Origin of the sequence: Sandaracinus amylolyticus, from assembly GCF_000737325.1 — a bacterium.
GTDB classification, from domain to species: domain Bacteria; phylum Myxococcota_A; class Polyangia; order Polyangiales; family Sandaracinaceae; genus Sandaracinus; species Sandaracinus amylolyticus.
In genome coordinates this window covers 9913748-9924079 of the sequence record NZ_CP011125.1, presented here as the reverse complement: position 1 = coordinate 9924079, position 10332 = coordinate 9913748, and the positions used below count along the sequence as shown (strand labels likewise).

At 73.3% G+C, this 10332-nt stretch carries 9 protein-coding genes; 4 read left to right on the top strand and 5 right to left on the bottom strand.

Annotated elements, in window-relative coordinates; translation table 11 throughout:
• The first annotated feature begins 118 nt into the window (after positions 1 to 118).
• From DB32_RS42075 to DB32_RS42065, 3 genes are read left to right on the top strand one after another with little or no spacing between them, the layout of a single operon-like run.
• A complete protein-coding gene (locus DB32_RS42075) occupies positions 119 to 1183 on the top strand; it encodes an enolase C-terminal domain-like protein (protein ID WP_053238302.1) in 1065 nt (354 codons plus the stop codon).
• On the top strand, positions 1180 to 2586 hold the full coding sequence (locus tag DB32_RS42070) for a class I adenylate-forming enzyme family protein (protein ID WP_053238301.1): 1407 nt from the start codon (positions 1180 to 1182) through the stop codon (positions 2584 to 2586). The genes DB32_RS42075 and DB32_RS42070 overlap by 4 nt, the downstream gene beginning before the upstream one ends.
• 8 nt (positions 2587 to 2594) lie before the next feature.
• Positions 2595 to 2942, top strand: coding sequence for a hypothetical protein (locus DB32_RS42065; RefSeq protein WP_053238300.1), 348 nt, complete (start codon positions 2595 to 2597; stop codon positions 2940 to 2942).
• 4 nt (positions 2943 to 2946) lie between these two features.
• On the opposite strand, the gene DB32_RS42060 is transcribed toward DB32_RS42065, so the two are convergent.
• Positions 2947 to 4737, bottom strand: coding sequence for a serine/threonine-protein kinase (locus DB32_RS42060; protein WP_053238299.1), 1791 nt, complete (start codon positions 4735 to 4737; stop codon positions 2947 to 2949).
• Positions 4738 to 4842: 105 nt separating this feature from the next.
• On the opposite strand from DB32_RS42060, the gene DB32_RS42055 reads away from it, so the two are divergent.
• Positions 4843 to 5844: a DUF5914 domain-containing protein gene (locus DB32_RS42055; RefSeq protein WP_205627130.1), complete on the top strand. Its 1002-nt coding sequence runs from the start codon at positions 4843 to 4845 to the stop codon at positions 5842 to 5844.
• A 375-nt stretch (positions 5845 to 6219) separates the two neighbouring features.
• Here the strand turns inward: DB32_RS42055 and DB32_RS42050 are convergent, their stop codons facing one another.
• The 4 genes from DB32_RS42050 to DB32_RS42035 form a co-directional block, all read right to left on the bottom strand.
• Complete coding sequence (locus tag DB32_RS42050) at positions 6220 to 6891, bottom strand: hypothetical protein (RefSeq protein ID WP_157070339.1); 672 nt, start codon at positions 6889 to 6891, stop codon at positions 6220 to 6222.
• Between the two features lie 75 nt (positions 6892 to 6966).
• Positions 6967 to 8544, bottom strand: a complete 1578-nt coding sequence (locus tag DB32_RS42045) for a hydroxysqualene dehydroxylase (RefSeq protein WP_053238297.1) — start codon at positions 8542 to 8544, stop codon at positions 6967 to 6969.
• Positions 8541 to 9308 carry a class I SAM-dependent methyltransferase gene (locus tag DB32_RS42040; protein ID WP_240481323.1) on the bottom strand — a complete coding sequence of 256 codons (768 nt, stop codon included), beginning with the start codon at positions 9306 to 9308 and terminating at the stop codon, positions 8541 to 8543. The genes DB32_RS42045 and DB32_RS42040 overlap by 4 nt, the downstream gene beginning before the upstream one ends.
• Positions 9309 to 9358: 50 nt before the next feature.
• Positions 9359 to 10270: a phytoene/squalene synthase family protein gene (locus DB32_RS42035; protein ID WP_053238296.1), complete on the bottom strand. Its 912-nt coding sequence runs from the start codon at positions 10268 to 10270 to the stop codon at positions 9359 to 9361.
• Positions 10271 to 10332 lie beyond the last annotated feature (62 nt).

Sequence of the window (10332 nt, the reverse complement as noted above, 5' to 3'; positions counted from 1 at the left end):
GTAGGCTCGTCGGCACGAGCCCATCTCGCGGGAACCGGGGCGCCGCCTCCGGAGGACGACGCATGCGCCACGGCGCTCGAGCACACTCTCGTACCTGCCCGACGACGGGAGATCTCTGATGCTCCAGGCGTCGCTCGTGCGCATGCGCGTGAAGCTGCCTCGGGCCGCGGGCGACGCGACGCGACGCTGGCTCGATCGCGAGGCGATCGCGATCGCGGTGAGCGACGGCACGCACGTCGGCCGCGCCGAGGCCGCGCCGCTGCCTCAGATGAGCGGCGAGACACTCGAGCTCGTCGAGCGCTCGCTGCGCGCGATCCCGTGGGCCGACATCGATCCCGAGATCGACGATCCGCTCACGCTCGCTGCGCTGCTCGTCCCCGACGACGTGCCCTCGGCGCGCTTCGCCGTCGAGGCCGCGCTGCTCGATCTGGTCGGGCGCGCCCGCAACCTGTCCGTCGCGGCGATGCTCGCCGAGCGCGAGCCCGCGGGCGCGGTGTCGACCGCCGCGCTGCTCGACGATCTCGACACCGCGGTGGTGCGCGCGACCGTCGCGCTCTCCGCGGGCGCCGGCGCGCTCAAGGTGAAGATCGGGCGACCCGATCGCATCGACGAGGAGTGCGCGCTGCTGCGCGCGCTTCGCAAGGAGCTCGGCCCGACCGTGCGCATCCGCGCCGACGCGAACGGCACGCTCGAGGACGAGCACGATCGCCGCATCGGCATGCTCGCCGAGATCGGCTGCGAGCTGCTCGAGGAGCCCTTCCCGGTCGAGCGCCTGCTCGCGATGGAGCGCCGACTTCCGCTCGCGGTCGGGCTCGACGAGAGCCTCGCGCGAGACCCGGTGCGCGCGCTGCGTGCGCTCGATCTCGGACGCGCTCAGGCGCTCGTGCTGAAGCCGGCGCTGCTCGGCGGCATCGGTCGCGCGCTCGCGCTCGCGGAGAGCGCGAAGGCGCGCGGGGCGCGGGCGATCGTGAGCCATCTCTACGACGCGCCGCGCGCGTTCGCCGCGTGCGCGCACCTCGCCCTCGCGCTCGCGGGTGCGCCCGGCGGGACGAGCGAAGTACACGGCCTCGCGCGGTACGCCGGCGTCGATCAGTGGATCGACGAGCACGGAAGCGCGATCCCGGTGCCCCGTGTGATCGGTGCGTTCCGCATCGAGCGACCCGACGGAGGAGGACTCGGTTGAGCGAGCCGCTCTCGGTGCGCGCCGCAGCGCGCGAACGTGGCGACTGCGACGCGCTGATCGACGAGGACGGCGACGCGATCTCGTGGCGCGCCCTCGAAGCGCAGGTGGACGAGCGCATCGCGATGCTCGCGGCGCACGGCGTCGATGGGCACGATCCCGCGGCGCGCATCGCGGTCGTGGGCTCGCCGACGCGCGCGCACATCGTGGACGTGCTCGCCGCGATCGAGATCGGCGCGCCGCTGGTCATGCTCCATCCGCGGTGGACCGACGCCGAGCGCGACGTGGTGATCGACGAGAGCGCGCCGCGCGTGGTCCTCCCGAGCCAGACCGAGGCGCACGTCGGGCACGAGCCGCCGCGGCCGCGCGAGGGCGCGATCGATCCCGCGCGCACCCTCGCCGTGCTCTACACGTCGGGCACCACCGGCAAGGCCAAGGGCGCCCTGCTCGCGCGCCGCGCGTTCCTCGCCTCGGCGCGCGCGAGCGCCGTGAACCTGCCGCTCACCCCGAGCGATCGCTGGCTGCTCTGCATGCCGATCGCGCACGTCGGCGGCCTCTCGGTCGTCGTGCGCTCGCTGATCGCGCGCTCCACGATCGTGCTCGCCGGGCCCTTCGACGAGACGCGCACCCGCGACGCGATCGAGCGACGCGGCGTCACGCTCGTGTCGCTCGTTCCGACGATGCTCGCGCGGCTGCTCGACGCCGGCTTCGTGCGCCCCGCGACGCTGCGCACGATCCTGCTCGGCGGCGCCGCGTGCCCCGAGCGCCTGCTGATGCGCGCGGTGGAAGCGGACCTCCCGCTGCGCACGACCTACGGCCTCACCGAAGCGTGCTCGCAGGTCACCACCGCGCGCAGCGACGTACGCTCGCTCGCCGAGGGCGCGGGACATCCGCTGCCCGGCACCGGGGTGCGCATCGGCGCGCGCGGCACGATCGAGGTGCGCGGCCCGACGATGTTCGACGGCTGGCTCGGCCAGGTCGTCTCGCCGTTCGATCACGACGGCTGGTACGACACCGGCGATCTCGGCGAGCTCGACGCGCGCGGTCGCCTGCACGTGCTCGCGCGCCGCACCGATCTGATCGTGAGCGGCGGCGAGAACGTCTATCCCGCCGAGGTCGAGGCCGCGCTCGAGCGCATCGACGGCGTGCGCGCGGCGTGCGTGTTCGGCGTGCCCGACGATCGCTGGGGACAGATCGTCGCCGCCGCGATCGTCGTCGACGAGCGGGCGCCCGACGACGCGACGATCGCGCGCGCGCTCTCGCGCGTGCTCGCGCGCTTCAAGCGACCGCGCCGCATCGCGCGACTTCCCTCGCTCGTCGTCGCGGGGAGCGGCAAGCTCGATCGCCGCGCCACCGCCGACGCGGCGACGCCGCTGCTGCGCGCGCTCGAGGTACACGATGGCTGAGGAAGCGCATGGCTGAGGAAGCGGAAGGCGATCCCCTCCTCGCGAGCCTCGTCGCGAGCGCCGAGGACGGCGCGATCGGGCTCTGGCTGATCGTCGCCGTGGTGAAGAACGTGCGCGCGCAGATCGCCGAGGGCGCCGAGGACCAAGCGCGCGAGGCGGTGCTCTCGCTCATCCGCGAGGCGCTGCGTCAGCGCGTGCTCGTCGTGGGCTCGCACGACGACGGGTTCGACGCGTGGCACGTGTCGCCCGACGACGCGGTGAAGCGCATCGACAAGGAGTGGTCCGACCTCGGGCGCGATCCGATCCCCGGCGAGATCGCGACGTTCGTGACGCCGGGCCGGCTCGGCTACGCCTGACCCGTCACTCGCCGCCGAGCGCGAGCTCGCGACGGTACGCCTCGGCGTTCGCGCCGCGCGAGAACCGCCGCAGGTAGCGCTGCATCACCGAGCGCGCCTCGCCGGTGCGGCCCTGCATCCGGTACACGTCGACGAGCAGCGACATCTCCGCGGCGCTCTGGCCGCCCTGGAGCAGCTGGACCGCGCACCGGGTGTCGCCGCGCTGGAGGCACGCCTGCGCCTCCGCGAGCGCGCTCTCGCTCCCCTCGCTCGAGCCGCTCGCCGCCCGTCGCGGGCGCGTGCTGCTGCGCACCGCCTCGGGCGCCGCCTCCTCGGCCGCCGGCTCGACCAGCGGCGCCACCGCCTCCGCGGTGCCCTCCACCGGCCCCTGGGCGCCCCGCTGGAGGCCGCCCGTCTCGGGCGCGATCACCACCGGCGCCGCGGGCTCCTCGGCGGCCGGGACGGCCACGGTAGCCTCGCCGACGACCACCGGCGCGACCGCCGACGGCGCCTCCGGCAGCTGCGTCGCCACGATCGCCGCTCCGTCGCGCTGCGAGAGCGCCCACCCGATGACGCCGACCAGCCCGAGCGCACCCGCGCCCACCGCGACCCACGCACCGTACCGGGCGAGCGTCTTGTTCGGCTTCGTGGGGCGTCCCCCGGGATCGGTCGGGTCGAGCCCGGCGCGCGCCGCGAGCGCATCGAGCGCTCCTGCCTGGGGCGACGGCGACGACAGCAGCGCGTGCTCGTCGAGGTCGAGCCCGTCGCTCGCCTGGCCTTCCTCGACGTCGTCCTCGTCGGACTCGATGTGCGAGCGCAGCACCGGGTTCTGCGGCCGCTGATCGTCGAGCGTCGTGCGCGTCGTCAGCGTGCGCAGCGCCGCGCCGAGCTCGCCCGCGTGGCGCGGCCGCCGCGCCGGGTCCTTCTCGAGGCACTTCTCGACGATCCTCGCGAGCTCCTCGGGCACGTGCGGCGCGACCTCGGCGAGGCGCGGGTGCGGCTCCTTGATCGCGTTCGCCATCACCGCGTTCGCGGTCTCGCCGGTGAACGGATGACGTCCTGCGAGCAGCTCGTAGAGCATCACGCCGACCGACCACACGTCGGCGCCGACGTCCGCCTTCTTCGCGCTCATCGCCTGCTCGGGCGCCATGTACTCGGGCGTCCCGAACGTGATCCCGCTCTGCGTCGGGCCGCGCCGCGTGACCTCGCGGACGAGCCCGAAGTCGAGCAGCTTCACCGTCTCCACGCCCGTGTGATCGCGCGCGATGAACACGTTGTCGGGCTTCAGGTCGCGATGGACGAAGCCCTTCTCGTGAGCGCGCGCGAGCGGCGCGCACATCCCGATGATCAGCTCGACCGCGGTGCGCGTGCCCGGCCACTCGCGACGGGTGCGCGCCCCGAGGCTCTCGCCGTCGAGCAGCTCCATCGCCATGTAGAACGAGCCGTCGTTGTCGACGCCCGCGTCGAACACCTGGACGATGCCCGGATGATCGATCTCCGCCGCCGCGCTCACCTCGCGGCGGAAGCGCTCCACCGCCTGGCGCCCGTGGCACAGGTGCGGGTGCAGGATCTTGATCGCGAGCTTCTTGCGCGAGAGGACGTGCTCGGCCTTGTAGACCACGCCCATGCCGCCCTCGGCGATGCGCGAGAGCAGCTTGTAGCGCCCCGCGACCATGCCGAGCTCGGGCTCGCCGTTCGCCGCCTTCCGCCGCGTCTCCGACGTGCGCTCTTCCGTGGACGCGTCCGTCGCGCCCATGTCGTCGACGGGCGTGGGGATCCGCGAGCGCGGATCCGAGGCGGCGGGCGAGCTGCTCACGGGTCGCAATGGTAGCTTCGGCCCTGGGGCCGTGACCAGGAGACAGGTCGACCCTACTCTTGGGGCCTGATGCCTACATTTCCGGTCCGCGTCGATGGGTCCCTCGTGCTGCTCGGACGCGACCCCGCGGAGGTCGCCGGGCGCCCGATGTCGCCCCCCGAGCCCGACTGGATCCAAGCCGACCCCCGGCGCATCCGGACCGCGCTCGCGCGCGCGAGCGCGAAGCCGAGCGGCGGCTGGGCGGTCCTCGACGCGACGCGAGCGGTGCGCGAGGCGAAGGGACCGCGCCACTACGTGGTGGCAGGCCGCGAGCTCGTCGCGTGGTGGGACGGCGAGCGCGTGAAGGTCGCGCCGGACGCGTGCCCGCACATGGGCGCGTCGCTCTCGTGCGGGCACGTGAGCGCGAGCGGCGAGGTGGTGTGCCCGTGGCACGGGCTCGCGCTCGGGAAGACGGCGCACGGAGGGTGGGCCCCGCTACGCACGCACGACGACGGAGTGTTGACGTGGGTCCGTGCCACGGCGCTGCTCGCGCCGGGCGAGGCGCCGACCGACGCGCCGATCCTCCCGGTGCGCCCGCCGCGCTTCCTCGACGCGGTGGTGCGCACCGAGGCGCGCTGCGCGACGCAAGACGTGATCGCGAACCGGCTCGATCCCTGGCACGGCGCGCACTTCCATCCGCACTCGTTCGCGCGCCTGCGGGTGATCGGCGAGGACGCGGAGTCGATCACGGTGCGCGTCGTCTATCGCATCGCGGGGCGGGTCGGCATGGAGGTCGACGCGCGGTTCCACTGCCCGGATCCGCGCAGCATCGTGATGACGATCGTCGCGGGCGAAGGCGTGGGCTCGCTGGTCGAGACCCACGCGACGCCGATCGAGACGGGGCGCACCGCGATCGTCGAAGCGACGCTGGCGTACTCGGAGCGCCCACGGATGGCGTGGCTGCCGCGCGCGGGCGCGCTGATGCGCAAGCTGGTGCAGGCGCGCTCGGCGCGCCTCTGGGACGACGACGCGCAGTATTGCGAGCGCACGTACGAGCTGCGCACGAAGAAGAAGCCGCTGACCGTCGTCGACGACGCGGAGATCCCGGCACCGGCCGAAGCGGAGTAGCGACCGTTCTCCAGGCGAGAGAGCCGTCCTCGAGCGCTTCCCCGGACGTTCTCCAGGCGAGAGAACGCCTCTCGAGATCCTCGAGGAGCCTTCTCCAGGCGAGAGAACGCCTCTCGAGATCCTCGAGAGCCTTGCTCCAGGCGAGAGAACGCCTCCCGAGATCCTCGAGAGCCCTTCTCCAGACGAGAAAGCGCCTCCCGAGATCCTCGAGAGCCCTTCTCGAGACGAGAAAACGCCTCCCGAGATCCTCGAGAGGCGTTCTCCAGCCGCGACCACGGTCGCCGCGCGCGTCGCCAGCGTCTCTCCCGGCGCGACGACGGCGACGCGACGCATCGAGGGCCCCCCGGCGCGGCGTACGCGGAGGGCCCGACGGCGTCAGCTCGCGGGGGGCGTGACGGGATCGCCCTCGTTGTCGTCGTTCGCGGGCGCGGTCGCGGTGGGACGGAAGAAGTCGTCCGCCTCGCCCTTGCTGCGGCTGAGCGTCACCAGCTGGCCGTGGAGCTCCACCCGGGTGCGGTCGAGCTCGAGCTTGAACTGCTCGACGCGCGAGCGTGCGAGCGCCAGCGCGGTGTCGGCCTCGTTGCTCGCCGCCTTCGCGGTGACCAGCGCGTCGAGCGCGCCGCGGAGCGAGGTCTCGTAGGCCGCGCGCTCCGCGTGATCGGCGGGCAGCCGCGCCAGCTCGCCGACGATGCGCCGCACCTGCTCGAGCTCGTCGTCGAGCCCGAGCTTCGCGACGCGCGACGGGCTCAGCGACTTGAAGAACACCGCGTAGAGCGTCGGATCGATCGCTCGCACGTGCCCGCCGAATCCGATGACCTGCTTGTCGAGCACCGCGTCTCGACGAGCCTTGCGGGCGCGCAACACCACCGCCGCGTCCTCGGCGAGCTCGAACGCGTCGCGCTCGGCGCGGAGCTCCGCGAGCTTCGCGGCGACGCGCGGCGCGAGCGCGTTCACCGCTGGGCGATCATCGGCGAGCAAGCTCGCGTGCAGGAACACGAGGTCGTATCGGAACGTCGCGAGCGAAGAGCTGGAGCCGAGCATCCGCATCGTGGCACCTCCACGCCGCGAGCCTATCGGCGGCGCACACGACCCGACGAGTCTACGAACGCGGCTAAAGAGCGCTCAGGTGGCGCCGGGCGACCCCGCGAAGCGCATCGACGCGATGAAGCCGCGCGGCGGGATCGACCACACCGGCTCGCCGCGCACGTCCCAGCGGTCCAGCAGCTGGTTCGCCGCGAGCAGGCCGCTCGCCGCTGCGCGCTCCATCAGCGCGGTCGGGAACGGCAGCTTCACGTAGTCGCCCGCGAGCACGAGGTTGCCGTACGGCGTGACGACGCGCGGGCGCGTCGCGTGGCTGCCCGGCGCGAAGCCCGGCTGGTCCTGCCGCACCATCATGACTTCGTGCAGCACGTTCGCGTCCGAGAGCTCCGCGTAGACCGCGCGCAGCGTCGAGACCATCTCGTTGCGCACTGCGCGCTCCTCGCGTCCCTCCGCGAGCGCGACCGCCTGCAGCTGGATCACGGTGCCGCCGTGGCGTCGCGCCCAGCGGCGGCTCTCGCCCTCGAAGCGATCGAAGATCGTGATCTGGTCGAGCGCGCCGAGCCCCGCGACGTTCACGTGCGGCAGACGATCGGGGCTCGCCGGGCGATCGAGGAAGAGCCGCAGCACCGCGAACGGCGCGCTCGTCGTGAGCGAGTCGATCGAGCGCGCGAACTCCGCGCTCTCGTGCAGATCGGGCGAGCGCGCCACGAGCTCGCGCAGCGCGGGCACGCACGTCGCGAGCACCGCTCCGTCGCACGCGATGATCGAGCCGTCCTCGAGGTGCACCCGCGTCGCGCCGATCTTGTCGCGCTCGATCTTCGTCGCGCTCACGCCCATGCGCAGCTCGACGCCGTGGCGCGCGAGGTAGCGCTCCATCGGCTTCCACAGGACGTCGCTGGTCGGCTCCTCGAGCACGTCGAAGCGCAGGCCCTCGGGGTTGCCGAGGAAGTAGAAGTGCAGGCGCGAAATCATCTCGGCCGCGCTGATCGCTTCTTCGCGGTTGAACACCGAGCGCGAGAAGACGCGGAAGAGCATCTCCCTCGCGCGCGGCGGCAGCGCGAGCCGATCGAGCCAGTCGCGCGCGCTGCGATCGTCGAGCTCGCCGTAGCTGCGGATCGGATCGAACGTCAGCATCGCGCGGAACGACTCGCCGTCGATCTTGCGCAGGTCGTTCAGCGTGAGCCACGGCGTGCGGCGGAAGAGCGAGATCAGGTTGAGCGGCGCGGTCGTGGGCAGACCCGCGAACGAGTCGGTCGTTCCGTCGGGCCCGAGGATCGGATAGTCGGGCAGCGCCTCGAGGGACGCGAGCTCGGGATCGATGCGCCGCAGGATCGCGCGGAGGTTGTAGTAGTGGCGATGGAACGCGGGGAACGCGCGCTCCATCATGAAGTGCTGCCCGTCGGGCAGGCGCTCGCTCCACGCGGCGAGGCGCCCTCCGAGGAACGGCTCCTTCTCGACGAGCACCACCTCGACGCCGCGCTCGGCGAGCACACACGCCGCGCTCGTGCCCGCGATGCCGCCGCCGATCACCGCGACGCGCGTGCCCGGCTCCGCGCGCTCGCGCGTGCCGCGGAACGCACCGCGCACCTCGCGGCGACCGAGCCCGAGCCGCTCGGCGAGCGACGGGCGCGGCGCGAGCGCGAGGCGATCCCCGGTCACTCTCGCTCCACCTGCGACGGCGCGTGCGCGACGAAGCTGTGCAGCACGTTGCGCTGCCAGCCGTCCATCGGCTCGGTGCGCACCCGCTCGAAGCCGGCGCGCGCGAGGCGCGCCTCGAAGGCGCGCACTCCGTCGAACGACACGACGCTCTGGCGAAGGTAGCGATAGATGCGCGCGTCGCCCGCGGTGACGAGCCCGCCGGGGATGATGATCCCGTAGCAGACCGCGTCCCACACCGCGCGCGCGGTCAGCGACTCGGCGACCGAGTACTCGTGGAACACGATGCGCCCGCCCGGCGCGAGCAGCGCGCGCAGGTTGCGCAGGCAGCGATCGGGGTCGGCGATGTTGCGGATCCCGTACGCCATCAGGATCCCGTCGAACGGGCCCTCGACGCCCGCCGCGCGAGGATCGGTCGCGTCGCCGTGCACGAAGTCGATGCCCGCGAGCACCTCCTTGCGGCGCGCGACCGCGAGCATGCCCTCCGACGCATCGAGCCCGACGATGTCGGCGTCGGGGTACGTGACGCGCAGCGCCTCGGTCGACAGGCCGGTGCCGCAGCACAGGTCGAGCACGCGTGCGCCGCGCGGGAGCACGAGGCGCTCGGCGCTGAGCCGCAGGTGGCGGTGGTAGCCGGGGTTCAGCCCGGTGAGGAAGTCGTAGGTGTCCGCGACGTCGTCGAAGTCGCGCGGGACCTCGCGCTTGCGCTGAGCTTCGAGAGAGTCGGCCTCGGGGACGATGGCTTCGGGCGAGGAGGCGTTCGGCAACGAGGGCTCCGTGAGAAGGCGGCGATCGGTCCGCGACACAGCAGACGGGTTCAGGCAGCGGCGGCGTCGACCAAGAAGCGCGTCTCCGCGAGCGGCGCGTCGTCGGACGCGCTTCCGCCCGCGACCACGGTGGCACGCGCGAGCAGCAGGGCCTTGCGTGCCCCGGTGGTGTGAGCCCGCGCGCTGACGCTATCGCATCCGCGCGACCGGATCACCCGCCCGATGTCGCGGTAGATGCGCGAGGCCGCGCGGATCGCGAGGCGACAGTCCGCCGGGAGATCGGCGATGCCGACCTCGGCGCGCGCGTAGAGCACGTCGGCCTCGTCCAGCACGCGACGCACGACGCGTCCGAGCGCCGGTGAGAACGTTGGAGCGGAAGCGAATCGATCCGGGTCGACACCCTCCTCGCGCATCCACGCGCGCGGGAGGTACAGGCGACCGTTGCGCGCGTCCTCGCCGACGTCGCGCGCGATGTTCGTGAGCTGCATCGCGACGCCGAGGTCCGCGGCGCGCGCGAGGGTGCGCGGCGCACGCCGGCCCATGAGCGCGGTCATCGCGACCCCGACGCTCGACGCGACGCGCGCCGAGTACGCGATGGTGCCCGCGAGGTCCTCGTAGGTGCGGCGCTCGACGTCCCACAGGTAGCCCTCGAGCAGCGCCTCGAGCGGGCCGCGCGGAAGGCCGTGGGTGTGGGCGAGCCACGCGAGCGCGCGGTCGACCGGGTCGTCGTGGGGCGTGCCCGCGTACGCCGCGTCGAGGCGCGCGTGCAGCGTGGCCAGCGCAGCGCGCGGGTCGTCGCTCTCGTCGACCGCGTCGTCGGACACGCGACAGAACGCGTAGAACGCCGCCACCGGATCGCGCAGCCGATAGGGCAGCGCGCGCGAGGCGAACGCGAAGGACTTCGATCCCCGCGCGAGCAGCGCACGACACGCCTCGAGGTCCCGTTCGATCGCGGCGCTCACGGGCGGGCACTGTAGCAGGCTGGGCGATCCCACGACCGCGTCACAGGACTGGTGATCGCGAG

What these genes read in the sequence shown, in the direction of transcription:
- DB32_RS42075 (WP_053238302.1), top strand. Translation starts at nt 119, where the DNA reads ATGCTCCAGGCGTCGCTCGTGCGCATGCGCGTGAAGCTGCCTCGGGCC.
- DB32_RS42065 (WP_053238300.1), top strand. Translation starts at nt 2,595, where the DNA reads ATGGCTGAGGAAGCGGAAGGCGATCCCCTCCTCGCGAGCCTCGTCGCG.
- DB32_RS42050 (WP_157070339.1), bottom strand. Translation starts at nt 6,891, where the DNA reads ATGCGGATGCTCGGCTCCAGCTCTTCGCTCGCGACGTTCCGATACGAC.